This window comes from Leifsonia sp. 1010 (assembly GCF_031455295.1).
GTDB lineage: Bacteria > Actinomycetota > Actinomycetes > Actinomycetales > Microbacteriaceae > Leifsonia.
This window is the reverse complement of the sequence record NZ_JAVDSL010000001.1, coordinates 1,833,397-1,858,987: the sequence shown is the minus strand read 5'-3', so window position 1 is coordinate 1,858,987 and position 25,591 is coordinate 1,833,397. Positions and strand designations below refer to the sequence as shown.

The following is a 25,591-nucleotide window of genomic DNA, read 5'->3' as shown; positions in this document are numbered from 1 at the left end:
TCCGGGTGCGCGGGCTCGGTCGTCGACGCGCGACGGCGCGCCCGCGCGCCAGTCGGTCAGCGGGTCGCCGGGTCAGCGGGTCAGCGCGTCAGCGGGTGAGGGTGGCGACGGCTTCGACGTGGTGGGTGTTCGGGAAGAGGTCGAAGGCGCGCATCCCGCGCAGGTCGTAGCCGCGCCCCGCGAAGAAGGCGAGGTCGCGGGCCAGCGCGACGGGATCGCAGGCGACGTAGACCACCTGGGCGGGCGAGAGGGAGGCGATCGCGTCGACGACCTCGCGACCGGCCCCGGAGCGGGGCGGGTCGAGCACGACCGTCGCGGCACGGAGCCGGGCGCGCTCGGCCGCCGATGCCTCGCCCGCGAGCCGGGTGACGTAACGCTCGACACGGTCGGTGATCGCCGAGGCGCCGACCCAGTCGGCGAGGTTCTCGGCCGCGTCGTCGGTTGCGGCCTCGTCGCTCTCGACGGAGGTGATGCGGAGCGTCGAGCCGAAGCGGTCGCCCAGAGCGGCCGCGAGGAGGCCGACGCCGCCGTACAGGTCGAGGTTCGCCGCGCGGGGGTCGAAGAGCGCCTCGTCGACAGCGGACTGCACCGCGCTCGTCAGGGTCTGCGCCGCGCCGCGGTGCACCTGCCAGAAGCCGCGTGCGTCCAGGCGGAACTCGCGGTCTCCGACGCGCTCGCGGATGGGGACGGGGCGGCGCCGCGGGCGGACGTTCCGGCGGCCGGAGCGTACGGGCTTGTCGTTGACGAGCACATGCGAGGCGCCGAGCCCGGTGGCGACGACATCGACCGACTCGGCTCCGGGGAACAGCTGCCCGAACGGGGTGGCCTCTTGGACGGCGTCGGTCGCGAGGGGCAGGTCGGTGACGGGGATGACGGTGTGGGAGCGCTGAGCGTACGGACCGAGGCGGCCGGTGCCGTCGACCTGCAGGCGGACGCGGGTGCGCCATCCGGTGCCGTCGACCGTCTCGCCGTCCACCGCCTCCACCCGGACCCGTTCTCCGTCCACCCCTGCCGTGGCGATGGCGTCGGCGGACAGCTTGGCGGTGCGTTGCAGCGCGTCTTCGATCACGCGGCGCTTCAGCTCACGCTGGTGCTCGAGGCGGATGTGCCCGAACTCGGCGCCGCCCGCACGATCGGCGGGACGGCGCTCGATGGCAGCGGCTCCCCACACGTGCGGTTGCCGTTCCGGTGCGGGCTCGACGACCTCCACGACCTCTCCGCGCCAGAACCGCTCGTGGCTGGTGTCCGCGATGCGGACGCGCACCCGCTCGTCCGGCATCGTGTCGGGCACGAAGACGACCCGGCCTTCATGGCGTGCGACGAACACCCCGCCGTGGGCCACGTTGGTAATGTCGAGTTCGACCTCGTCCTTCTGGGGCATCCTTCGAGCATCCCACAGGTGACCATGCGCCTCTACCTCGCCTCCACCTCGCCCGCCCGCCTCGCGTTGCTGCGCGCCGCCGGCGTCGAGCCGGTGGTCGTCCCTTCGCACGTCGACGAACCGGCGGCCGTCGCCGCAGCGGAGGCCGAGCACGGCCCGCTGAGCGCCGACGCGATGGTCCAGTTCCTCGCTCGGCTGAAGGCGGAGGCGGTGCGCGGCACCCTGGACGGTGAGCCGATCGACGGCCTGATCCTGGGCGGCGACTCGGCCTTCGCGATCGACGGCGCCATCCACGGCAAGCCCCACCTGCCCGAGGTCGCCCGCGAGCGGTGGATGCAGCAACGCGGACGCACGGGGACGCTCCATTCCGGCCACTGGCTCATCGACCACCGCGACGGGCGGGAGAACGCCGCGGCCGGCGCGACCGCCGTCGCCTCCGTCACGTTCGCGGACGTCACCGACGACGAGATCGACGCCTACGTGGCGAGCGGCGAGCCGCTCGAGGTTGCGGGATCGTTCACGATCGACAGCCTCGGTGGTCCCTTCATCACGCGGGTGGACGGCGATCCGAGCACCGTGGTGGGGCTCTCCCTCTCGACGCTGCGGGAGCTCGTTCGCGAGCTGGGCGTGTCGTGGACTTCGCTCTGGAACCGCGGCCACTGACGCAAGGCGTTGTAGGCTGCCGGAGTCTTCGGTCGCCCATTTTTGTGGGGATCGCCCAAATCGACTCCGATTTCGAGCAATAGGCTAGGGAACTGTGCCACGTATCACCAAGGTTTTGATCGCCAACCGCGGCGAGATCGCCGTCCGCGTCATCCGTGCGGCGAAGGACAGCGGGATCGCCTCCGTCGCCGTATACGCGGACCAGGACCGGGACGCCCTCCACGTCCGCCTCGCTGACGAGGCGTACGCGCTGGACGGGACCACGAGCGCCGAGACGTACCTCGTCATCGACAAGCTCCTGTCGGTCGCGCGCCGCTCCGGCGCGGACGCCGTGCACCCGGGTTACGGCTTCCTTGCCGAGAACGCAGACTTCGCCCGCGCCGTCATCGATGCCGGGCTGACCTGGATCGGCCCCTCCCCTGACGCCATCGAGCGCCTGGGCGACAAGGTCTCGGCGCGTCACGTCGCCGAGAAGGTGGGCGCGCCGCTGGCCCCCGGAACCCTCAATCCGGTCAAGGACGCCGCTGAGGTGCTCGACTTCGTCGACGTCTACGGCCTCCCCGTCGCCATCAAGGCGGCGTTCGGCGGCGGCGGCCGCGGCCTGAAGGTCGCCCGCGCCCGTGAGGAAGTAGCGGAGCTGTTCGAGTCGGCCACGCGTGAGGCGATCGCCGCCTTCGGCCGGGGCGAGTGCTTCGTCGAGAAGTACCTCGACCAGCCGCGTCACGTCGAGACCCAGTGCCTCGCGGACGCCTACGGCAACGTCGTCGTCGTCTCCACCCGCGACTGCTCGCTGCAGCGCCGCCACCAGAAGCTCGTCGAGGAGGCGCCCGCGCCGTTCCTGACCCCCGAGCAGACCGAGAAGCTCTACTCGTCGTCCAAGGCCATCCTCAAAGAGGTCGGCTACCAGGGCGCCGGGACGTGCGAGTTCCTCATCGGCAAGGACGGCACCGTCTCCTTCCTCGAGGTGAACACCCGCCTTCAGGTCGAGCACTGCGTCTCCGAAGAGGTCACCGGCATCGATCTCGTCCGCGAGCAGTTCCGACTCGCCGAGGGCGGCGAGCTCGACTACGACGACCCGGCCCCCCGCGGCCACTCGTTCGAGTTCCGCATCAACGGTGAGGACGCCGGCCGCGGCTTCATCCCCTCCCCTGGGCCCGTCCACGTGTTCAAGGCCCCCAGCGGCCCCGGCGTCCGCGTCGACAGCGGCATCCAGGCGGGCGACGTGATCAGTGGCTCGTTCGACTCCATGCTGGCCAAGCTCATCGTGACCGGTGCCAGCCGCGAGGAGGCCCTCGAGCGCTCCCGTCGCGCGCTGGACGAGTTCGAGGTGGCGGGCCTCCCGACCGTCCTCCCCTTCCACCGCGCCATCGTGCGCGACCCGGCCTTCGCACCTCAGGACGGCGAGCCGTTCTCCGTCTACACCCGCTGGATCGAGACCGAGTGGGTCAACGAGATCGAGCCGTGGTCGGGCGAGCTCGGCGACCAGCCCGCCGCTGAGCGTCGCAGCAACGTCGTCGTCGAGGTCGAGGGCAAGCGCATCGAGGTCTCCCTCCCTGCTCGGCTCCTCAGTGGTGGTGCCGGCGAGCCGTCCGGAGCGCCCGCTCCGCGCCGCCGCGGCGCCGCGCACGCGGTCGACACGGCCACCGGCGACTCCGTCACCGCTCCCATGCAGGCGACCGTGGTGAAGGTCGCCGTCGCCGACGGCGACCTGGTCGTCAAGGGCGACCTGGTGCTCGTGCTCGAGGCCATGAAGATGGAGCAGCCGCTGACCGCCCACAAGGACGGCACCGTCTCCGGCATCAACGCGAGCGTCGGCGAGACGGTCTCGTCGGGCCACCTGCTGCTCAACATCGTCTGACACCACCGCATCGTCGAACACCACCGCATCGTCGAACACCACCGCGTCGTCTGACACCGGCGTCCGTCTCCCGAGCCGCGCCATCACGCGCGCCCGGCCCGCCGCCAACCACCTTCCGAAAGGGAGGAGCACCGCCGACACCCGGCCGGAAGCTCCTCCCTTTCGCGCGTCATCCCGCCGCCGCACGACGGAACTCCTCCCTTTCCAGCGACCCGAGCAACTCCTCGACGGTCGCCACCGTCGCCTCCGGGCTCCGAAGCACCTGACGCGCCGTCAGCCGCAATCTCGGCAGACCCCTCAGCGTCATGACCACATCGCGGCGGCGATCGCGCTCGAACGCTTCGCGATCGGCGTGGAACTCGAAGCCGTCGATCTCCAGATAGAGCACGCCATCCACGCGGGCGTCCACCCGACCTACTCCGTCGACGGCCAGTTGCTGCTCGACGATATGTCCGCGGGCGGTGAGACGCTGACGCAGCACGGATTCGACACCCGAGTCGGACCCTGGCCGTGCGCGTTTGGCGATGTTCCTGGATTGCAGCGGTTCATCCGCGAAGATCCGTCGCAGCCGATGCCGGGTCATCTGGCCACTCGAAATCGCCGTATCGAGCACGGCGACGGCGGTCTCTTCGTCTGCGCACCGCACGACGCTGCGGAGACAATCGGCCAGTGAGACCCGCCACACTTCGTGGTGCCGTTCCGCGGGACGCCAATGACGGACTGTCCGATCATCGACGGCCGCTGAGCGCCCCGCATGCGGAGGGATCAGCAGATGCGTCCGCTCGTCCCTTCCGCCCCACAGACCGTATGTGCGCGCGGCGGTGACGCACGCCAGGCGGCCACCGGTCCGCAGCGCCGTGAGCGCGGCCTCACCGATTCCGGGAAGGGCATAGCGGCCGTTCCGCGGCCGCACCAGGCGACCCTCGCGGACGGCGGCGGACAGGATGTGCCCTCGTGCCCCGGCCTCCTTCAGTTGGCCGAGCGACGCTGCGCCGCCGAGGCGAGTGAGTTCCGTCATCCAATCCATATCCCCATCCTGCGGAAGGGCGCCTGCCGTCAGGACGGACGGGGGCGATCTGTGGAGAGATCCCCTCGGGTGTCGACTGTGGACACCTCGCGTCCCGGAGGACGGAAGGGAGGAGATCGGAGCCGACACGCCGCCGGAACGCCACGACCGGAGGAGATCGGAAGGGGAAACCGGCGGAAACACCTCCGTTTCGCGGGCCGGCCAGCGGCACGCGTCAGCCGGTGGCCTCCGTGGGGTCGCCCTTCAGGTCGATGCTGATCTCGTCGGCGTCGAGGTTGCTCAGAGCGCCGGCGAGGACGTCGGCGCTGAAGGCGCCGTCGTCGCGCGCGTCGAGGAGGGCGTCGCGCTGGGCACGCAGCTGGGCGAGGCGCGCCTTCTTGTGCTCGGCGAACGCCTCCGGCGTGCGCTCGGTGGTCTTCGGCACCGGGACGGTCTTCGCCGCCTCGTAGAGGAGCTCCATCAGCTTGCGCCGTTCCAGCCGCTCGGCCTCCGGGTCAGCCGCCGCGGGCTTCACGGCCTTGAGCACGAGGCCGAGAGTGCCGCCCTGGAGCAGCAGGGAGCCGGCAGCCACGAGGAAGGCGATGAGCACGAGGACCGATCGCCCCGGGGTCTCGCCGGGCAGCGACTGTGCGGCCGCGACGGTTACCGCGCCGCGCATCCCCGCCCACACCACGATGGTGCCCTCGCGCCAGCCGAGCGGCGCACCCGTGAAGTACTCGATGTCGGCGAGAAGCCGTCGGAGGCGTGTGCCGAAGCGCGTCAGGTTCTCGACCGTCGGGATGCCGCGACGCGCGAGCCGGCGACGACGCCGTTCGGCCTGCTTGGGCGAGATCGGGCGACGGCCCTCGGAGTCGCCGAAGGCGCGGTCCGGGAAGGCCGGGTCCGGGAAGGCCGGGTCCGGAAACGCCGGATCGGGGACCACGGTCGCCGGGACCGCAGACGACGCAACGGCGGCAGCGTCGGGCGCAGCATCCGCCGGCACGTCGGCACCCGATCCCGCGCCGGACTCGTCTCCGACGTCGCCCGCATCCCCGTCGAACGCCGACGGGCCGGCGGCGAGCGCCCGCTGCTCCCCCGGCTTGGCAAGGCGCTCGGCGATGCCGCGCCGCACCGCTTCCGGATCGGTCAGGTGCTCCTGCAATTGCTCCAGGCGTGGCCGGATCCGTTGCCCCCGCTTACTGCGACGGGCGAGCAGAGCGAGCAGCGGCGCGACGAACGCCGCGCGCACCAGGATGGTGAGCACGAGCGCGCCCGCGGCGACACCGATGGCAGGGCCCACGCCGGAGTGGTCGTCCTGCACGTCCTGCACGATGCCGAACAGCTCCAAGCCCATCGTCAGGAAGATGAGCCCCTCGAGGATGAGCTCGACCGTGCGCCAGTTCTGCGCGTCCGACAACCGGTGCTCCGGCGAGAGCACGCGCGGCGCGCGGCTGCCGGTCACGAGCCCGGCGACGACGGCGGCCACGAGGCCCGACGCCCCGAGCGCCTCGGCCGGGATCGAGGCGAGGAACGGCACGGTGAACGAGATGACCGTGTTGACCGTCGCGTCCTTCACCCGGGCGCGGACGATCAGGTTCAGCCAGCCGACGACCCCGCCGAAGACGACGGCGACGAGCACCGAGTACACGAAGGACAGCGTCACCGCGCCGAGGGTGAACGACGCACCGGCCGCGGCCACCGCGGCGCGCAGCAGCACCAGCGCGGTCGCGTCGTTCAGCAGGCTCTCGCCCTCGAGGATGGCGACGACGCGCGGCGAGACGCCCGCCCGTTTGACGATCCCGGTGGCGACGGCGTCGGTGGGGCTGACGATGGCACCGAGGGCGATACCCCAGCCGAGCCCCAGCCCCGGGATGACCCACGCGAAGAACAGCCCGAGCAGGACGGAACTCACGATCACCAGCAGGACGGAGAGCCCGCCGATCGCCCCGAACTCGCGCCGGAAGTTCATGGCCGGCATGGACACGGACGCCGAGTACAGCAGTGGTGGGAGCACCCCGGCGAGGATCCACTCGGGCTCGAGCTCGATCGCCGGGACGAACGGCAGCAGGCTCACGAGGATGCCGATGACCACCAGGATCAACGGCGAAGCGACGCCGAACCGCGGCCCGAAGGTCGTCGCCGCCGCGATGGTGAGCACCGCGAGCACTCCGATGACGAGCCCGACCTCCATCCCCCGGCCCTCCCGTCAGAGCACGATGTGCATCGCGCGCGCTGCGTCGGTGATAGAGCCGGAGAGGGACGGGTACACCGTGAACGCACGCGCCACCTGATCCACCGTCAGACGCTGCTCCACGGCGAGAGCGAGGGGGAAGATCAGCTCCGACGCCCGCGGGGCGACGATGACGCCGCCGATCACGGTGCCGGATCCGGTGCGGGCGAAGAGCTTCACGAAACCGTCGCGGATGCCGAGCATCTTGGCGCGCGGGTTGGACTTGAGGGGCAGCTTGTAGATGTCGCCCTGCGCGATGCCCTCCTCGATCTGCTTCTGGCTCCAGCCGACCGTCGCGATCTCGGGCTGGGTGAAGATGTTGGAGCTGACGTTGCGCAGCTCGATCGGATTGACCGCGTCGCCCATCGCGTGGAACACGGCAGTGCGGCCCTGCATCGACGCGACCGAGGCGAGCGGGAGGGAGTCGGAGCAGTCGCCGGCGGCGTAGATGTTCGGGATGGAGGTGCGCGCGACCCGGTTGACCCGGATGTTCCCCGAGTTGGTCACCTGCACTCCGGCCTCCTCGAGCCCGATGCCCGAGGTGTTGGGAACGGAGCCCACGGCCATGAGGCAGTGCGACCCCTCGATCGTGCGCCCGTCGGTGAGTGTGGCGACGACGCCGTCCTCGGTGCGGACGACGGACTCGGCACGCGACTTCGAGAGGACCTGCATGCCGTTGCGCTTGAAGACGTTCTCGATGACGTGCGCCGCATCCGCGTCCTCGCCCGGGAGCACCTGATCGCGCGAAGAGATAAGCGTCACCTTGGACCCGAGCGCCGTGTACGCCGACGCGAACTCGGCGCCGGTGACACCAGAGCCCACGACGATGAGATGCGAGGGCACCGTCTGCAGGTCGTACAGCTGGGTCCAGGTGAGGATGCGCTCCCCGTCCGGCACCGCGGAGGGCAGCACCCGGGGACGGGCGCCGACGGCGACGACGATCGTGTCGGCCTCCACCCGGTCGAAGTCGGTGCCGGAATCCTTGGAGGTGGAGACGATGATCGCGCTCGAGCCGTCGAGCCGGCCCTCTCCGGTCACGATGCGGACGCCCGCGCGCACGAGCTCGGCGCGCATGTCCTCCGACTGCTGGCGGGCGAGGCCCATCAACCGCTTGTTGACCGCGGCGAGGTTGACGGCGATCTCGGGGCGCACCGGCTTGCCCGTCTCACCGCGGGAGAAGAACTGGACGCCGAGGTCGGCCGCCTCGGCGAGCGAATTGGTCGCCTCGGCGGTGGCGATGAGGCTCTTCGAGGGAACCACGTCGGTGATGACGGCGGACCCGCCGACCCCCGAACGCTCGACCAGGGTCACGTCGGCGCCGAGTTGTGCGCCCGCGAGTGCCGCCTCGTAACCGCCGGGACCGCCGCCGAGGACCGCGATGCGCTGTTTCCGCTCGAATTCGTACGCCATGCGCTCCATTCTTCCGTATGGGGTGCACCGATGCGCATTCGGCGACGAGCCTGTGGAAAGCCGGCCGCTCAGTAGAGTTGGTCCATGCTGGAATCCATCACGAACCCGCTCGACGACCCCTCTGCCGACCCGTTCGAGGTCGCGCGGGAGGCCGCGGGCCAGCTCGCCGAGAAGACGGGCGTCGAGCGCCACGACATCGCGCTCACGCTGGGCAGCGGCTGGGGCCGTGCCGCCGATCTGATCGGCGAGACCGTCGCCACCGTCCCCGCCACCGAGATCGTCGGCTTCAGCAAGCCGGCACTCGAGGGCCACGTCGGAACGCTGCGCTCCATCCGCCTGCCGAACGGCAAGCACGCGCTGGTCATCGGCGCGCGCACCCACTACTACGAAGGGCACGGCGTGCGCCGGGTCGTCCACAGCGTCCGCACCGCAGCGGCCGCCGGAGCGACCACGATGGTGCTCACCAACGGAGCGGGCGGCATCAAGGAGCACTGGAAGCCGGGCACGCCCGTCCTCATCTCCGACCACATCAACCTCACGGCGGACTCCCCGCTCGAGGGCGCGACCTTCATCGACCTCACCGACCTCTACTCTCCGCGTCTTCGCGCTCTCGCCCGGAACATCGATCCCACCCTCGACGAGGGCGTGTACACGCAGTTCCGCGGTCCGCACTACGAGACGCCGGCCGAGGTCCAGATGGCCAAGACCATCGGCGGTCACATCGTCGGGATGTCGACAGCACTCGAGGCGATCGCCGCCCGGCAGGCGGGCATGGAGATCCTGGGCATGTCGCTCATCACCAACCTGGCGGCCGGCATCCAGAAGACACCGCTCAGCCACCAGGAGGTCATCGACGCCGGTCGTGCCGCGGAGCCGGTGATCAGCGCCCTTCTCGCCCAGATCGTGGAGGCCCTGTGACCGACAACGCGACGTCCACCAAGAAGGACACCCCGGAGCTCCTCGCCGAGGCCCGTGCCTGGATGGCCCAGGACCCCGACCCGGAGACCCGCGACGAGCTGGATGCGCTCATCGTCGCCGCCGAGGCCGGCTCGGCCGAGGCGATCGCCGACCTGCACTCGCGGTTCGACGAGCGGCTCGCGTTCGGAACGGCCGGTCTGCGCGGCGCCATCGCCGCCGGCCCCAACCGCATGAACCGCGTGCTCGTGGCCCAGGCGGCCGCGGGCTTCGCACGCTGGCTGCTGGAGCACGCCGAGGGCGGAACGCCGTCGGTCGTGATCGGCTACGACGGACGCAAGAACTCGGATGTCTTCGCCCGCGACACCGCCGAGCTGATGGCCGGTGCGGGCATCCGTGCCGTGCTGCTCCCCCGCCTCCTGCCGACACCGGTGCTCGCGTTCGCGGTCCGGCATCTGGATGTGAGCGCCGGCGTCATGGTGACCGCCAGCCACAACCCGCCGAACGACAACGGCTACAAGGTCTATCTCGGCGGCGAGGACAACGGCTCGCAGATCGTCTCGCCGGTCGACGCCGAGATCGCCGCCCACATTCTCGATGTCGCCCGGGGCAGCGTGGCCGACCTGCCGCGCTCCGACCGCTACGAGATCGCCCCCGACGACGTCGAGCAGGCCTACATCGACGCGACCGTCGCGGTGGCGGTCACCGAGACCCCGCGCGATGCGGTGTCGTTCGTCTACACCGCGATGCACGGCGTCGGCTGGCGCACCGCGCGCGAGGTGTTCGCGCGGGCCGGGTTCGCCTCCCCCACCCCAGTGTCGGCGCAGATCGATCCGGATCCCGCCTTCCCGACCGTCGCGTTCCCGAACCCCGAGGAGCCCGGGGCGATGGACCTGTCGTTCCAGACCGCCCGCGAGGCCGGGGCCGACCTGGTGATCGCCAACGACCCGGACGCCGACCGGCTCGCCGTCGCCGTTCCCGACCCCTCTACTCCCGACGGGTACCGGCGGCTCTCCGGCAATGAGGTCGGCGCGCTGCTCGGCTGGCGCGCCGCCGAGATCGCTGTCGAGCGAGCGGATGAGCGCGGCGCCTTCGGGACGCTGGCCTGCTCGGTCGTCTCGTCGCCCGCCCTGGCCGCGGTCGCACACGCGTACCGGCTCGACTTCGCGGACACCCTCACCGGCTTCAAGTGGGTCTCCCGCGCTCCCGGCCTCGTCTACGGCTACGAGGAGGCGCTGGGGTATCTGGTGAACCCGGATACCGTCCGCGACAAGGACGGCATCTCGGCCGCCGTCGCCCTGCTCGATCTGGCGAACGGGCTCGCCGCGGACGGCGTCACGATCGCCGGACGCCTGGAGGCCTTCGCCGAGCGGTTCGGTTTCTTCGCGAGCGACCAGATCTCGCTCCGGGTGACGGATCTCTCGCGGATCGGCGAGATCATGGCGGCGCTGCGCTCCACACCGCCCAGCCACCTGGGTGAGGTGCGCGTGACGCAGATCGACGACCTGCGCGACGGCTTCGGCGGTCTGCCTCCGAGCGACGTGCTGCGCATCCTGCTGGAGGACGGCTCCCGTGTCATGGTCCGCCCCAGCGGAACTGAGCCCAAGCTCAAGATCTACATCGACGCCTCGAGCGACGAGGGCACGGTCGAGGAGCGCCGGCGGACCGCGACCGCCCGGGTCGCCGCACTGGCCGAGGCGATGCGCTCGCTCGTCGCCTGATCCCGGCGTCCGCCGACGACGCTCTGGCGCGGTCCTGTATCGACAGGGCCGCGCCAGACTCGTTCGGGCCGCCTCAGACGGTCACAGCGCGCGGAGCCCGAGCCAGGTAGCCGACGACGAAGACGCCGAGCGCTCCCAGAGTGACCAGGGCACCGGCCAAGGGGACGGCCACGGCCCCTCCCGCGGCCAAGGCGAACGCTCCGATCGGTGGGGCGATCGCGATCCCCACGTACATCGCCGTCGAGTACCACGACAGCGCGAGAGCCGAGCTCTCCGGGTCGACGTGGACGAGGCGGTGCTGCACCGGGATGGCGATGGCGAACGCCGCGACGCCCCAGAGGGCGAACACGATCACGGAGGCCACGAAGGAGGCTTCCGCGAACGCGAGGACCACCAGCATCACGGCTTGACCGGCGAGGGCGACGATCGCGACGATCCTGCTGCCGAAGCGGTCGGTGAGCGGACCGGCGAACGAATTGCCTGCCACCCCGGCGACCCCGTAAGCGAGAAGCAGGATGGCGAGAAGCGCCCCCGAGCCGCCGGTGGAGGCGCGGGTCACGGCCGCCGAGAAGATGTAGACGACGTTGAAGCCGGCGACCATGAGCAGCGTGGTCCCGAGCGGCGCGACGATACGGAGGTCGGCCAGGGGCGCGAGCCGGCGGCGCAGGCTGACGGCGGCGGGGACGGGCACGCCGCGAACGACGAGCGGGATGGCCACGACGAGCACCACGGCGATCCCGACGATGCACCAGAGCGCGAAGCGCCAGCCCGCGACGCCGCCGAGGGCGGTGCCGAGCGGCGACCCGACCGCCGTGGCCAGCGTGAAACCGGCTCCCACGATCGCGAGGGCCTGTCCACGCTTGCCCGGCCGGGCGAGCGAGGCGGCAGCGGCGGTGGCCGTCGGTACCAGGGCGGCACCCCCGAGGCCGGAGAAGGTGCGTCCGGCGATGAACACCGGGAGGTCGGGGGCGAGCGCCGAGGCGGCCGTCCCGATCGCGAAGACCGCGAGTCCGGCGGCCATGAGAGTCGCGCGCGGCACGCGCGGAAGGAGGATGGAGACGGCCGGTGCGGCGACCGCCACGACCAGCGAGTAGGTGGTGATCGACCAGCTGACCTGGGTCGCCGTCGCGCCAATGCTCGCGCCGACGCGCGGCAGGAGGCCCGCGATCACGAACGCGTTCGTGCCGACGACGAACAGGGCGAGGGCGAGCACCAGCAGAGCGGGGAGCGTCCTGCGGTACGATTGTTCGATGAACGTCATACCGTTACGGTACGACTATTGTTCGATGCTTGTCAAACAATTGTGGTGAGATGACCGATTACCCCGCGCCCGCCATGGCGGATGTGCAGCTCGTGGATGTGCTGCGCGCCCTCGCCGACCCCATCCGGCTGCAGATCGTCCGGGTCCTCGCGGACGGCCGCCCGCATCCCAAGTCCATGACCGAATGGGGCGTCGACGTCCAGAAGTCGACCATGGCGCATCACTTCAAGACGCTGCGCGAAGCCGGCGTCACGCGCACCATCGTCTCCGGCCGCACGCACGAGATCCAGCTGCGCCGGGACGAGCTGGACGAGCGCTTCCCCGGGCTCGTCGAGGCCCTGCTGCAGGGCTGAGTCAGCCGAGCGCTTCGTCGAGCTTGCGCTCCAGCTCGTCCAGATCGAAGTAGTTCTCCACCACGATCACATCGGCGTTCGTGCGACCGATGCGGTCGACGAGCTCCGGCGAGGTGAGCACGACCTGCGCGTCGGAGGCTGCCTCGGCGATGTTGGCCGCGTCGGACGCCGTGACGTCCGCGTCGATGCCCAGCCGGTCGAGCACGCGTTCGGCGTTGACCTTGAGGATGCCGGACGTGCCGACGCCGACGCCGCAGATGGCGACGATCTTCACCGCGAGGCCTCCTCGCTGACCGTGAGGATGCGCTGCACGTCGGCCACGTCGGTCGCCGCGGCCAGAGCCGGGATCGCCTCCGGGTCGTTGAACACATTCGCAAGCTCGGCGACGCTCGTCACATGAGCCTCCGGCGTCGAGACGGCCAGCCCGAGGACGACGGAGACCGGGTCGTTGTGGGGGTGCCCGAAGACCACCGGCTCGTCGAGTGTGACGACGGAGAGCCCGTCCGCGTTCACGTCCGGCCCCGGCCGCGCGTGCGCGAGAGCGAGGCCCGGAGCGATGACGATGTAGGCGCCGAACTCCTCGATGACCTGGATCATCCGCTGCGCGTAGCCCTGTTCCGTCGCACCGGAGCGCGCCAGCGCCTGCCCTGCCAGCTCGACCGCCTCACGCCAGTCGGCGGCGTGCGCGCCGACGGTGATGGCGGAATCAGGCAGCGGTGGCAGTGACATATCTTCAGCGTAACGCCCGAGGGGTTACGAACCCTCGAAACCCGCTGTGATGATCTCTGAGAGCTCTTCGCGCTCCTCCAGAGGCAGGAAGGATGCGGCCGCGGCGTTGAGCTGGAAGATCTCCAGGTCGGTGCGGTCGTAGGCGAACGCGTCGGCGAGGATGCTCAGCTCGCGGGTCAGCGTCGTGCCGCTCATCAGGCGGTTGTCGGTGTTGACGGTGACGCGGAAGCCCAGCTGGTAGAGCAGGTCGAACGGGTGATCCAGGATGTCGTCACCCCACGCGGCGATGGCGCCGGTCTGGAGGTTCGACGTCGGGCTCGTCTCGAGGGCGATCTCGCGGTCCTTGACCCACTGCGAGAGCGTGCCGAGGGTCACGTACGTGTTCTCGTCGTCCTGGCGCTCCACCGTGATGTCCTCTGCCAGGCGCACGCCGTGGCCGAGGCGCAGCGCGCGGCCGTCGAGGAGTGCGCTGCGGATGCTGTCGAGGCCGTCGGCTTCGCCCGCGTGGACGGTCGCCGGGAAGAACTGCGACGCCAGGTAGTCGAAGGCGGCGCGGTGGTTGGAGGCGGGGAAACCCGCCTCGGCGCCGGCGATGTCGAAGCCGACCACGCCACGGTCGCGGTGGCGTACGGCGAGCTCGGCGATCTCGAGGCCGCGGTCGTTGTGGCGCATGGCGGTGACGAGCTGACCGATGCGGATGCGTCCCCCGGCACCGCGGACGTCGTCGATGCCCTGCTCGATGCCCTCCTGAACGGCCTCGACGGTCTCGTCCAGGCTGAGACCGCCGGCGAGGTGCTGCTCGGGAGCCCAGCGGAGCTCGCCGTACACGACGCCGTCGGCGCCCAGATCCTGCACCGACTCCCGGGCGACCCGGACCAGGCCCTCACGGGTCTGCATCACGGCGGTCGTCAGGTCGAAGGTCTTCAGGTACTCGACGAGCGAGCCCGAGTTCGACTTCTCGCCGAACCAGCGGCCCAGCTCGGTCGCATCCTGCGCCGGCAGCTCCAGCCCGATCTCCTGGCCCAGCTCGATCACCGTGGCGGGCCGGAGTCCGCCGTCGAGGTGGTCGTGGAGGGAGACCTTCGGCAGCGGGCGGATCTCCGTGCCGTCGGCCAGCGTGTACTCGTTCCAGGCGTCGCTCATGAGTCCAACCCTAGGCGATGCGGTCGGCGATCAGCGGGCCGCGCTCGTACGCGGTGCCGGGGGCGGCGATCCGGTAGGCGCCCTCCAGAGCCTCGAGTGCGCGCTCGAACCGGGCGGGCTCGTCCGCCGACAGGGTGAACAGCGGCTGACCGGCCCGGACCTCGTCGCCGGGCTTCGCGTGAAGGTCGATCCCCGCCGCGTGCTGCACCGGGTCCTGTTTGCGCGCGCGTCCGGCGCCGAGCCGCCAGGCGGCGATGCCGAAGGGCAGCGCCTGCTGCTCGACCAGGATGCCGTCCTGCTCGGCGACGACGGTGTGCGTCTCCTTCGCAACGGGCAGCGCGGCATCCGGATCGCCGCCCTGAGCACGGATGACCTCGCGCCATTTGTCCATGGCGCGGCCGTCCTTCAGTGCCGCCTCGACGTCCTCGTCCGGGCGTCCGGCGAGGGTCAGCATCTCGCGGGCGAGCGCGACGGTCAGCTCGACGATGTCGGCGGGGCCGCCGCCGGCGAGCACCTCCACCGACTCGCGGACCTCGTTCGCGTTGCCGATCGCGAGACCGAGCGGGACGTTCATGTCCGTGAGCAGAGCGGAGGTGGCGACGCCGGCATCCCGGCCGAGCTCGACCATCGTGCGGGCGAGCTCGCGCGAGCGCTCGATGTCCTTGAGGAACGCACCGGAGCCGAACTTCACGTCGAGCACCAGGGCACCGGTGCCCTCGGCGATCTTCTTCGACATGATCGAGGACGCGATCAGCGGGATGGCTTCGACCGTCCCGGTGATGTCGCGCAGCGCGTAGAGCTTGCCGTCCGCCGGAGCGAGCCCCGACCCGGCCGCGCAGATGACGCCGCCCTCGTTGCGCAGCTGGGCGAACATCTCCTCGTTGCTGAGGTTCGCCCGCCAGCCGGGGATGCTCTCGAGCTTGTCGAGGGTGCCGCCGGTGTGACCGAGACCACGTCCGGACAGCTGCGGCACGGCGACGCCGAACGTCGCGACGAGCGGCATGAGCGGCAGCGTGATCTTGTCGCCGACGCCGCCGGTGGAGTGCTTGTCAGCGGTCGGCTTGCCGAGTCCCGAGAAGTCCATCCGCTCGCCCGACGCGATCATCGCGAGCGTGAGGTCCTTGATCTCGCGGCGCGTCATCCCGTTGAGGAAGATCGCCATGGTCATCGCCGACATCTGCTCGTCGCCGACATAGCCGCGGGTGTACGCGTCGACGAGCCAGTCGATCTCGGCGGTGCTCAGCTCGCCGCGGTCGCGCTTGGTCCTGATCAGGTCGACGGCGTCGAACGCCTCGACCTCTCCTGCACGGTCGGTCACGAAGGTGTTCCTCTGTTCAGTCGTTGTCGTGCTCGGCCGCGTAGGCGGCGAGCTGGCGCGGCCCGAAAGCGTCGGGCAGCACCTGGTCGATGGTGCGGATGCCGGAGACCGTCTCGAGCAGCATCCCCTCCGCCGAGTGCTCGTAGAGCAACTGGCGGCAGCGGCCGCACGGCATCAGGATGTCGCCGTCTCCGTTCACGCACGTGAACGCGACGAGGTGGCCGCCGCCGGTCATCGCGAGCGACGAGACGAGCCCGCATTCGGCGCACAGCGTCACGCCGTAACTGGCGTTCTCGACGTTGCAGCCGCTCACGATCCGGCCGTCGTCCACGAGCGCGGCCGCGCCGACCGGGAACTTCGAGTACGGGACGTACGCGTGCGACATGGCCTCCGTCGCGGCGGAGCGCAGCGCATCCCAGTCGATCGAATCGGGGTCCTGATCCACGGTGCTCATGACTTGATGTACGGCTTTCCGTCCGCCGCGGGGGCGCGCGAGATGCCGACGAGACCGGCCACGGCGAGGATCGTCACGACGTACGGGAGCATCAGCATGAACTCGCTCGGCACCGGCGATCCGATGGTGCTGAGCACGTTCTGCAGGTTCGTGGCGAAGCCGAACAGCAGGGCGGCGAGGGTGGCCTTGATCGGGTCCCAGCGCCCGAAGATCACGGCGGCGAGGGCGATGAAGCCCTGACCGGCGGTCATCTCCTTCGAGAAGGCGCCGACCGAGCCGAGCGTGTAGTACGCGCCACCCAGGCCCGCGATGGCGCCCGCGAGCGAGACGTTCCAGAACCGGGTGCTGTTGACCTTGATGCCGACCGTGTCCGCCGCCTCAGGGTGCTCGCCGACCGAACGGAGCCGGAGCCCCCAGCGCGTCTTGAACAGGCCGAACCAGACCAGGAACACGGCGATGTACATGAGGTACTCGATGATCGACTGGTCGAACAGCACCTTGCCGACGATCGGGATCTCGCTGAGCACGGGGATCGGCCAGTTCGGCAGGCGCGGCGGGTGGTTGAGCAGCTGCGGGTCGCCCGCGAGCACCTTCGAGTAGAGGAAGCTCGTGATGCCGACGACGAGGACGTTGAGCACGACGCCGACGATCACCTGGTCGACGAGGTACTTGATCCCGAACGCACCGAGGAGGAACGACACCAGCACACCGGCGACCATCGCGGCGATGAGACCGACGACCCAGCTTCCGGTGAGCGTCGCCGTCATCGCGGAGACGAATGCGCCGGCGAGCAGCTGGCCCTCGATGGCCACGTTCACCACGCCGCCGCGCTCGGAGACGACGCCGCCGAGCGCGCCGAACACCAGCGGGACCGCGAGGCTGATCGTGCCGAGCAGGAGGCCCGTCACCGGAACCGGGTACGGGCTGCCCGAGTCGGCCCAGGTCAGGAAGCCGAACATGAACAGCAGCGAGAAGACGATGACGACCCAGATCGGCGTCCTGCGTGCGCGATAGGAGAGGTACGCGCTCCACAGGGTGAGCACGATCAGCAAGATGGTCACGACCGTGGTGGTGACGAAGCTGTCGACCGTCAGCGTGGGCAGCCGGACGGCATCCGACTTCTCCGAGAAGCGGAACGTGCTCTCGCCGTGCCGGGAGAACCCGAAGAACAGGATGAGGCTGACCAGCACGAAGATGCCGAACGCGATCGGCGCCTTCCAGGATCGGATCTCCGCCTTCTCCAGGACGATCGGCGAGGAATCGGGAACGACGGGGGCGGTGGTGCTCACTTGGCCGCCACCTCCTTCGTGACGATGGGGCGCTGTCTCCGGGGAGTGCTCCCCGGAGCGGGCAGGCGGAAGATCGCGCGCACGAGCGGCGGCGCGGCGACGAAGAGGACGATGAGGGACTGCAGGATCAGCACGATGTCGATCGGGATGTCGTTCGCCGCCTGGATGGTGTACCCACCGGCCTTGAGGGCTCCGAAGAGGAGGCCGGCGATGAACACACCCCACGGCCGCGACCGACCGAGCAGCGCGACCGTGATCGCGTCGAAGCCGATGCCCGCATCCACACCGGAGCTGATGCCCTGCGGGAAGACCCCGAGCGCCTGGCTGGCGCCGGTGATGCCGATCAGTCCACCGGCGATGAGCATGGCGTAGACGTACACGTTCTTGACGTTGATGCCCGCGACCCGTGCGGCGTTCGGGTTCTCACCCACCGCGCGGAAGCGGAAGCCGAGGCTCGACCGGTTGATCAGCCACCAGACGAAGACCGTCGCGCCGATCACGAGCACGAAGGCCCAGGTGAGGTTGTACTGAGCTCCGAGCAGCGGCGGGAAGACCGCGTTGGCGTGCACCGCCGGCGCCTTCGGGTTGTTCGACCCCGGTGCCTGCAGAAGCCCCTGCGTGCGCAGCATGTACGAGATGAGGTAGAACGCGATGTAGTTGAGCATGATCGTGACGATCACCTCGTGCGCGCCGGTCCGCGCTTTCAGCAGGCCGACGATGCCCGCCCAGATCGCTCCGCCGACGATGCCTGCGACGACGGCGAGCACCAGGTGGATGACCGGCGGCAGGTCGAACGAGAAACCGACCCAGGCGGATGCGGCGGCGGCGATGAGGATCTGCCCCTGACCACCGATGTTGAACAGGCCGACGCGGAACGCCAGCGCGACGCCGAGACCGCTCACGATCAGCGGAGTGGCGAAGGTGAGCGTCTCGGTCAGCGGTCGGATCCCCGCGCTGAACGACGGTCGGCGGAAGTTGTAGATCGCACCCTGGAACATCGAGACGTACGCGTCGGAGACCGACGTCCAGATGGCGGCGAACGTGTCGCCGGGCCGGGCGAAGAAGTAGCCCGCCGCGCGCTGCACCTCCGGGTCGGTGACCGCGATGAGGATGGCGCCGACGACCAGAGCGAGGACGACCGCGAGGATCGAGATGACCACGGGCCCGCTCATGATCTCGCGGACCGCCTGGTTCCAGCGCGAGGGCTCCTCGCCCGCCGGGGCCGGCTTCCCGGGCCCCACGGGCTGGGCCGGCGCCACGGGCTGGCCGGACGTGGGCGTCCCCGTCATGCTGCTGCTCCTGCCTGCTCCGGCGACTCGCCGGCCATCATGAGGCCGAGCACGTCACGTGGTGTGTCGCCCGGCACGATTCCTACGATTCCTCCGCGGTACATCACCGCGATGCGGTCGGCGAGGGCGGCGACCTCGTCGAGTTCGGTCGACACCACGATCACGGGGATGCCCGCATCCCGGGTCTCGACGATGCGCTTGTGCACGAACTCGATCGAGCCGACGTCCAGGCCGCGCGTCGGCTGCGCCGCGACGAAGAGCCGCAGCTCCCGGCTGAGCTCCCGGGCGAGCACCACCTTCTGCGCGTTGCCGCCGGAGAGCCGGCCAACCTTCTCGTCGATGGACTGCGTGCGCACGTCGAACTCGCGCACCTTCTCCTCGGCGAACTGCTTGAGGTAGGAGAACTGGATGTTTCCCGCCTTCACGAACGGGTCGCTCGTCGAGCGGTCGAGCATCAGGTTCTCCTGGATGGAGAACTCTCCCACCAGGCCGTCCTCGTTGCGGTCCTCCGGCACGAACCCGACACCCTCGTCGAGCACCTTGCGGACGCTGTGGCCCTGGATCGGCTTCCCGTCGAGCAGGATCTGGCCCTGCACACGCGACTGGAGGCCGATGATCGCCTCCGTCAACTCGGTCTGGCCGTTGCCCTGAACGCCGGCGATCGCGAGGATCTCACCGGCGGCCACCTCGAAGCTCACGTTGTTCACGACGATCTGCCCGATCGGGTCGATCACCGAGAGGTCTTTGACGACGAGCGCCGGGGCGCCGGGGCTCGCCGGCTTCTTGTCCACCGTGAGCGAGACCGCACGGCCGACCATCATCGACGCGAGTTCGACGTTGGTGGCGGTGGGCTGGGCCTCGCCGATCACCTTGCCGAGCCGGATGACCGTGATGCGGTCGGCCACCTCGCGGACCTCGCGCAGCTTGTGCGTGATGAAGACGATCGCGGTGCCCTGCTCCTTGAGCTGGCGCATGATCGCCATGAGCTCGTCGGTCTCCTGCGGCGTCAGCACGGCCGTCGGCTCGTCGAAGACCAGCACCTTGGCATCCTGCGACAGCGCCTTGATGATCTCCACGCGCTGCTGGACGCCCACCGGGAGGTCCTCGACCAGCGCGTCCGGGTCGACGTCGAAGCCGAAGCGGGCGGAGATCTCCCGGACCTTCGCCCGGGCGGCGTTGAGGTCGAGCCGGCCGCCGAACTTGGTCTGCTCGTGACCGAGCATGACGTTCTCCGCGACGGTGAACACGGGGATGAGCATGAAGTGCTGGTGCACCATGCCGATTCCGGCCTTCATGGCGTCGCCCGGGCCGGCGAAGTGCTGGACGACGTCGTCGAGCAGGATCTCGCCCTCGTCGGGCTGGTAGAACCCGTAGAGCACGTTCATGAGGGTGGACTTGCCTGCACCGTTCTCGCCGAGCAGGCAGTGGATCTCACCGGGTTCGACGGTCAGATCGATGTGGTTGTTCGCGACCAGGGGACCGAACCGTTTGGTGATCCCGCGGAGTTCGAGCTTCATTCGGGTGGGTTTCCTTCTCTACTCGCCCGGGGGGAGCGAAGAGCCTTTGTGAGGAGGGGCACGCGGAACGGCTGGTGGCCTCGTCGCGCATCCTCAACCCTACCTTCCTGCGCAGATGTCAGTGTGTGCTCAGATGAGCAAGGAAGGCGGGGGTGGAACGGAACGGGGAGGCCAGCCGTGGCTGACCTCCCCGTCGAGCGTTCTCGTCGCTGTTACTGCTTGGGCGACGAGGGCGAGGTGACCTTGATCGAGCCGTCGATGATGCCGGCCTTGATCTTGTCGAGCTCACCCTGCAGACCCGAGTCGACCTTCGACTCGAAGTCGTGGAACGGGGCGATGCCCACGCCGTCGTTCTTCAGCGTGCCCACGTACGGGCTGCTGTCGAACTTGTCCTTGGCCGCCTGGGTCACGACGTCGTCGGTCGCCGGCTTCATGCCCTTCATGACCGAGGTGAGGAGCAGGTCCTTCACGGTCGGGTCGGACTCGTAGACGTCGGCGTCGACACCGATCATCGCGATCGGCTTGCCGGAGTCCTTGATCGCCTGAGCGGCCGACTGGTAGATCGGGCCGCCGACCGGCATGATGACGTCGGCGTTCTGGTCGATGATGCCCTGAGCGGTGTTCTTCGCGGTCTCGTTGGCGTCGAAGCCACCCGTGAAGAGGCCGTTCTGCTTGTCGACGTCCCAGCCGACGACCTTGACCGACTTGCCCTTCTGATCGTTGAAGTACTTCACACCGTCGGCGAAGCCGTCCATGAAGATGGTGACCGTCGGGATCTGCATTCCGCCGAAGGTGCCGACGATGCCGGTCTTCGAGTAGCTGGCGGCTGCATAGCCGGCCAGGAACGCGGCCTGGGCCGTGTCGAAGATGATCGGCTTGACGTTCTTCGCCTGGATCTCGTTGTCGTCGATGATCGCGAAGTCGACGTCCGGGTTGGCCTTCGCGGCCTTCTCCGTCGCGTCCTTGAGAAGGAAGCCGACCGTCACGACGAGGTTGCAGTTGGCGTCGACCATGCTCTGGATGTTCGGAGAGAAGTCGTTCTCGCTCTTCGATTCCGCCTGCTTGTACTTCACGTCGAGCGACTTCGCGGCCTGCTGCAGACCCTCGTAGCCGAGCTGGTTGAACGAGTGGTCGTCGAATCCACCGGAGTCGGAGACCATGCAGGGCAGGAAGTCGCTCTTGGCGGCGCCACCGGACGAGCTGTCCGACGGGGCAGCCGAGCAGGCAGCGAGCAGCGACATGACGCCGACCGCCGCGAGGCCGAGGAGTCCGGCCTTTCGGGCTGTGATTGACAAGGTTGTTCCTCCAAGATGCGTAGCCGCGCGGGTAATCGCAGGCTTCTGCGGTTCACGTTACCGAATGTGACGAACCACTCCGTTCGAAAATCCGGGTTCTTCATGCAAGCGTTACAAACGCTCACCCGGTTGGCACGTGCTCATTCGAGCAGCCCGGCCCCCATTCGGGGAGGATGCTCAGAGCCAGCCGCGCCGCTTGAAGATGGAGTACAGCAGACCGCTCAGCCCGAGCATCGCCAGGACCGCGAGCGGGTACCCCAACGGCCAGGACAACTCCGGCATGTGCGTGAAGTTCATGCCGTAGATGCCGGCGATGAGCGACGGCGCGAACAGGATGGCCGCCCATGAGGAGATCTTCTTGACCTCCTCGCCCTGCCGGTTGCTGGAGTGCGCCAACCGTGTCATCTCTTCGTTCTGTCTCTCGGAGACGAGAGTCGAGTTCACCGTCAGGATGTCGCGCAGCAGGTAGCGGAACCCGTCCACCCGCTCATTGACCTGCGTGAGGTGGTCGGCGACGTCGCGCAGCCGGCGCTCGAGCTCCTGCGTCACGCCGTACTTGGCCGAGCCGCGCTCGAGCGCCAGCATGACCGCCGAGAGGGGATGCGTCGCCCGCTGGAAGTCGATGACCTCCCGGGACAGCTCGTAGATGCGGCGGGAGACCAAGGCGTCTCCGCCGAACACCTGCGTCTCGATCTCGTCGATGTCGTTGGCGAGACCCGCGACGACCGGGCTGTACGCATCCACCACCGCGTCGATGATCGCGTAGAGGATGGCCTGCGGCCCGAGCGCGAGCAGCTCCGGCTCGCCCTCCATCCTCTGCCGGACGTGCGAGAGGTCCGGCGACTCGCTGTGGCGGACCGTGATGACGAAGTTGCGTCCGACGAAGAGGTGCAGCTCGCCGAAGTCGACCTCCTCCGGCACGTCCAGGTAGTTCGCGGCCTTGAGCACGACGAAGAGGACGGTGTCGTAGCGCTCCAGCTTGGGGCGCTGGTGGGCGACGATGGCGTCCTCGATCGCCAGCGGGTGGAGGTTGAACTCCTCGGACAGCGAGAGCAGCTCCTGCTCGCTCGGCCGGTAGAGGCCGATCCAGGCGACCCCGCCCGGGGTGCGGTCGAGTGCTGCGTAGGTCTCGGCGAGGGAGGTCGGCGAGGCGACGCGGACGCCGTCGGCGTAGATCGCGCTGTCGACCATGCTGCGCCGCCCCGGGTGGGTCTCGACGGGCGGCGCGGCCACGGCCGGAGAGGGAGGGTCGACCCGGCGGGTGCGCGTCACGAAGGGCATCGGGATGCCGCGTCGGTTCTGGTTGGCCATAAGTCACCTCCGTGGTCCGGACGACGTCGAGTCGACACGAGTTCAGGACGGCCCGAGGGGCCACCTAACTGTACGCTCGCGACCCCTCCGGACGCTGGACGCGGGTGACATCCACGGCGGCGACGGCGTCGAGGATGACGCGCTCGTAGTGACGCGTCAGCTCGCCGCACACGACATCCCACCTGCGTCCGAGCACGGCACGGCGTCCGGCCTCCCCCATGCGGCGGCGCAGGGCGCCGTCGTGGACGAGCATCGAGACGGCGGCGCGGAGGGCGCGGTCGTCGGATGGGCGGAACAGCAGCCCGTCCACGCCATGCTCGACGAGGTCGATCGGGCCGCCCGCGCGCGGCGCGACCACCGGCAGTCCCGACGCGTGAGCCTCCTGCACCGTCTGCCCGAAGGTCTCCTCGGAGCCGGTGTGCGCGAAGACGTCGAAGGCGGCGTAGGCGGCAGCGAGGTCTTCACCGCCGAGCCGGCCCAGCCAGGTCACCGGGATGCCGCGGAGCTCGCGGGCAACGGCGTCGCGCGACGGGCCGTCCCCGACGATCGCGAGCGACACTCCGCCGATCCCGCGGAGTGCGCGCAGCCGTTCCACCTGCTTCTCTGGAGCGATGCGGCCGACGTAGCCGACGACCGTCTCGCCGTCCGGCGAGAGACGCTCGCGCAGGGCGACCGCCGCCGGCGTCCTCCTCTTATTGGGGTGGTACCGCACGAGGTCGACACCGCGTCCCCAGCGGGCGACCCGGGTGACGCCGGCCGTGCGGAGGTCGTACTCGCTCGCCGCCGACGGCGCCAGCGTGAGGTCGGCGCCCTCGTGCACCCAGCGGACGTACTTCCAGGCGATGGCCGAGGTGACGCCCAGCCCGTTGCGGCGGGCGAAACCGGCGACGTCCGTCTGGTAGATCGCGACAGAGGGGACGCCCATCCGGTTGGCCGCCGCGATCGCCTGGGCCCCCAGGAAGAACGGAGAGGCGGCGTGCAGCACGTCGGGGCCGAAGCCGGCGAGGATGCGCTGAACCTGGGGGCTCGGCAGCCCGACCGGGAACTGGCGGTACGCGACCGACGGCACCTGGTGGATGCGGAACCCGTTGTAGTCCGCCGGAGCCCCCGCATCCGGACAGATGACGATCGCGTCGTGCCCCTCGGCCGCCAGATGGTCGAGGACCCGCAGCACACTCGTCGTGACCCCGTTGACGGTGGGGAGGAAGCTCTCGCTGACCACTGCGACCCGCATGCCGCAACGCTAGGCGGCGCCGGTGTCGTCACCGTGAACAGCCGGTGTCCGGCGACGCTCGCTATCCTTTCGGCATGACTCAGAAGCGCAGGATCACACAGGGCCCGCCCATCGAGCGCTTCTACAGCGTGATCCCGGCCGGCGGCATCGGTTCGCGGCTGTGGCCCCTGTCACGCGCCGACGCCCCGAAGTTCCTGCACGATCTGACCGGCTCGGGCCAGACGCTCCTGCGCGACACCTGGGACCGCCTCGCTCCTCTCTCGGGCGAACAGCGCATCATGGTCGTCACCGGCCGCGCCCACCGCGCCGCCGTCGAGCAGCAGCTGCCGTCGCTCACCGACCCGAACGTCGTGCTGGAGTCCGAGCCGCGCGACTCCACCGCGGCCATCGGCCTCGCCGCCGCCATCCTGGAGCGCCGGGAGCCCGGCGTGATCATCGGCTCGTTCGCCGCGGACCACGTGATCAACAACCTGCCGCTCTTCCAGTCGGCGGTGCGCGAGGCGGCCGCCTCTGCGCGCGCGGGCTACATCACGACCATCGGCATCCAGCCGACGGAGCCCGCCGTCGGGTTCGGCTACATCCACTACGGCGAGCGCCTCGAGATCGCCGGCGCCCCGAGCGCGCTGGCGGTCGACTCCTTCAAGGAGAAGCCCGACCTGCAGACCGCCGAGCGCTACCTGGCGAACGGCTCGTACCTGTGGAACGCGAGCATGTTCATCTCGCGCGCCGACAAGCTCCTGGAGGAGATCGGCCGCAACAAGCCGAAGCTGCTCGCCGGGCTCCTGGAGCTGGCGGAGGCCTGGGACGACCCCGCGACCCGCGGCCCGGCCGTCGACCGGATCTGGCCCGAGCTCGAGAAGATCGCCATCGACTACACGGTCGCGGAGCCCGCGGCCGCCGCAGGCAGACTTGCCGTCATCCCCGGCTACTTCGACTGGGACGACGTGGGCGACTTCGCCTCGCTCGCGAAGCTCAACTCCGGGGGCCGCAAGTCGGACCTCGCCATCCTCGGCGAGAACGCCCGGGTGCTCTCCGATTCGTCGAGCGGAATCGTCGTGAGTCAGAGCAAGCGGGTGATCAGCCTGATCGGCGTCAAGGACATCGTCGTCGTCGACACCCCGGACGCACTGCTCGTCACCACCAGCGAGAACGCCCAGCGGGTGAAGTCGGTGGTGGACGCGCTGAAGATCACCGGTTCCACCGACGTGCTCTAG

The 25,591-nt window shown here is 69.8% G+C and carries 22 protein-coding genes; 6 read left to right on the top strand and 16 right to left on the bottom strand.

The annotated features are described in order from the left end of the window. Positions 1-88 precede the first annotated feature (88 nt). On the bottom strand, positions 89-1,381 hold the full coding sequence (locus tag J2Y42_RS08990; protein WP_309857092.1) for a class I SAM-dependent RNA methyltransferase: 1,293 nt from the start codon (positions 1,379-1,381) through the stop codon (positions 89-91). Between the two features lie 24 nt (positions 1,382-1,405). On the opposite strand from J2Y42_RS08990, the gene J2Y42_RS08985 reads away from it, so the two are divergent. Together J2Y42_RS08985 and J2Y42_RS08980 are read left to right on the top strand one after the other, a co-directional pair. Further along, the gene (locus tag J2Y42_RS08985) at positions 1,406-2,044 is read left to right on the top strand and encodes a Maf family protein (protein WP_309858092.1); all 639 of its coding nucleotides are present in this window, start codon (positions 1,406-1,408) and stop codon (positions 2,042-2,044) included. Between the two features lie 94 nt (positions 2,045-2,138). Beyond that, a complete protein-coding gene (locus J2Y42_RS08980) occupies positions 2,139-3,902 on the top strand; it encodes a biotin carboxylase N-terminal domain-containing protein (RefSeq protein ID WP_309857089.1) in 1,764 nt (587 codons plus the stop codon). Between the two features lie 169 nt (positions 3,903-4,071). Here the strand turns inward: J2Y42_RS08980 and J2Y42_RS08975 are convergent, their stop codons facing one another. From J2Y42_RS08975 to J2Y42_RS08965, 3 genes are all read right to left on the bottom strand, one after another. After that, a complete protein-coding gene (locus tag J2Y42_RS08975; protein WP_309857086.1) occupies positions 4,072-4,920 on the bottom strand; it encodes a hypothetical protein in 849 nt (282 codons plus the stop codon). Positions 4,921-5,143: 223 nt separating this feature from the next. Next, a complete protein-coding gene (locus J2Y42_RS08970; protein WP_309857084.1) occupies positions 5,144-7,099 on the bottom strand; it encodes a sodium:proton antiporter in 1,956 nt (651 codons plus the stop codon). 15 nt (positions 7,100-7,114) lie between these two features. Beyond that, on the bottom strand, positions 7,115-8,548 hold the full coding sequence (locus J2Y42_RS08965; RefSeq protein ID WP_309857082.1) for an NAD(P)H-quinone dehydrogenase: 1,434 nt from the start codon (positions 8,546-8,548) through the stop codon (positions 7,115-7,117). 84 nt (positions 8,549-8,632) lie between these two features. Between J2Y42_RS08965 and J2Y42_RS08960 the strand changes: the two genes are divergently transcribed. Continuing rightward, positions 8,633-9,466, top strand: coding sequence for a purine-nucleoside phosphorylase (locus J2Y42_RS08960; protein WP_309857079.1), 834 nt, complete (start codon positions 8,633-8,635; stop codon positions 9,464-9,466). Continuing rightward, positions 9,463-11,184, top strand: coding sequence for a phospho-sugar mutase (locus tag J2Y42_RS08955; RefSeq protein ID WP_309857077.1), 1,722 nt, complete (start codon positions 9,463-9,465; stop codon positions 11,182-11,184). Before J2Y42_RS08960 ends, J2Y42_RS08955 begins: the two co-directional genes overlap by 4 nt. Before the next feature lie 73 nt (positions 11,185-11,257). Here J2Y42_RS08955 and J2Y42_RS08950 read toward each other — a convergent pair whose 3' ends face one another. Next, on the bottom strand, positions 11,258-12,445 hold the full coding sequence (locus tag J2Y42_RS08950; protein WP_309857075.1) for an MFS transporter: 1,188 nt from the start codon (positions 12,443-12,445) through the stop codon (positions 11,258-11,260). 50 nt (positions 12,446-12,495) lie between these two features. On the opposite strand from J2Y42_RS08950, the gene J2Y42_RS08945 reads away from it, so the two are divergent. Further along, positions 12,496-12,798 (top strand): helix-turn-helix domain-containing protein, encoded by a 303-nt coding sequence (locus J2Y42_RS08945; protein WP_309857073.1) that lies wholly within the window; start codon positions 12,496-12,498, stop codon positions 12,796-12,798. 1 nt (position 12,799) lies between these two features. Here the strand turns inward: J2Y42_RS08945 and J2Y42_RS08940 are convergent, their stop codons facing one another. The 11 genes from J2Y42_RS08940 to J2Y42_RS08890 all read right to left on the bottom strand — a co-directional run bounded on the left by J2Y42_RS08940 (position 12,800) and on the right by J2Y42_RS08890 (position 24,377). Beyond that, positions 12,800-13,072: a PTS sugar transporter subunit IIB gene (locus J2Y42_RS08940; RefSeq protein ID WP_018190012.1), complete on the bottom strand. Its 273-nt coding sequence runs from the start codon at positions 13,070-13,072 to the stop codon at positions 12,800-12,802. Further along, positions 13,069-13,527, bottom strand: coding sequence for a PTS sugar transporter subunit IIA (locus J2Y42_RS08935; RefSeq protein WP_309857068.1), 459 nt, complete (start codon positions 13,525-13,527; stop codon positions 13,069-13,071). The genes J2Y42_RS08940 and J2Y42_RS08935 overlap by 4 nt, the downstream gene beginning before the upstream one ends. 24 nt (positions 13,528-13,551) lie before the next feature. Next, on the bottom strand, positions 13,552-14,670 hold the full coding sequence (locus tag J2Y42_RS08930; RefSeq protein ID WP_309857066.1) for an adenosine deaminase: 1,119 nt from the start codon (positions 14,668-14,670) through the stop codon (positions 13,552-13,554). Between the two features lie 10 nt (positions 14,671-14,680). Next, the gene (locus J2Y42_RS08925; RefSeq protein WP_020075449.1) at positions 14,681-15,988 is read right to left on the bottom strand and encodes a thymidine phosphorylase; all 1,308 of its coding nucleotides are present in this window, start codon (positions 15,986-15,988) and stop codon (positions 14,681-14,683) included. A gap of 16 nt (positions 15,989-16,004) precedes the next feature. Continuing rightward, a complete protein-coding gene (locus tag J2Y42_RS08920) occupies positions 16,005-16,442 on the bottom strand; it encodes a cytidine deaminase (protein ID WP_309857062.1) in 438 nt (145 codons plus the stop codon). Beyond that, positions 16,439-17,731: an ABC transporter permease gene (locus J2Y42_RS08915; protein WP_309857060.1), complete on the bottom strand. Its 1,293-nt coding sequence runs from the start codon at positions 17,729-17,731 to the stop codon at positions 16,439-16,441. Before J2Y42_RS08915 ends, J2Y42_RS08920 begins: the two co-directional genes overlap by 4 nt. Then, complete coding sequence (locus J2Y42_RS08910; RefSeq protein ID WP_309857058.1) at positions 17,728-19,020, bottom strand: ABC transporter permease; 1,293 nt, start codon at positions 19,018-19,020, stop codon at positions 17,728-17,730. The genes J2Y42_RS08915 and J2Y42_RS08910 overlap by 4 nt, the downstream gene beginning before the upstream one ends. Further along, entirely contained in the window at positions 19,017-20,537 is a 1,521-nt protein-coding gene (locus tag J2Y42_RS08905) for an ABC transporter ATP-binding protein (RefSeq protein WP_309857056.1), read from the bottom strand. The genes J2Y42_RS08910 and J2Y42_RS08905 overlap by 4 nt, the downstream gene beginning before the upstream one ends. Positions 20,538-20,749: 212 nt before the next feature. Continuing rightward, positions 20,750-21,832, bottom strand: a complete 1,083-nt coding sequence (locus J2Y42_RS08900; protein ID WP_309857053.1) for a BMP family ABC transporter substrate-binding protein — start codon at positions 21,830-21,832, stop codon at positions 20,750-20,752. 177 nt (positions 21,833-22,009) lie between these two features. Then, complete coding sequence (locus tag J2Y42_RS08895; RefSeq protein WP_309857051.1) at positions 22,010-23,143, bottom strand: magnesium and cobalt transport protein CorA; 1,134 nt, start codon at positions 23,141-23,143, stop codon at positions 22,010-22,012. Between the two features lie 64 nt (positions 23,144-23,207). Then, on the bottom strand, positions 23,208-24,377 hold the full coding sequence (locus J2Y42_RS08890) for a glycosyltransferase family 1 protein (RefSeq protein ID WP_309857049.1): 1,170 nt from the start codon (positions 24,375-24,377) through the stop codon (positions 23,208-23,210). Positions 24,378-24,451: 74 nt separating this feature from the next. Here J2Y42_RS08890 and J2Y42_RS08885 point away from each other — a divergent pair, with 74 nt between their 5' ends. Continuing rightward, positions 24,452-25,591 (top strand): mannose-1-phosphate guanylyltransferase, encoded by a 1,140-nt coding sequence (locus J2Y42_RS08885; protein WP_309857046.1) that lies wholly within the window; start codon positions 24,452-24,454, stop codon positions 25,589-25,591.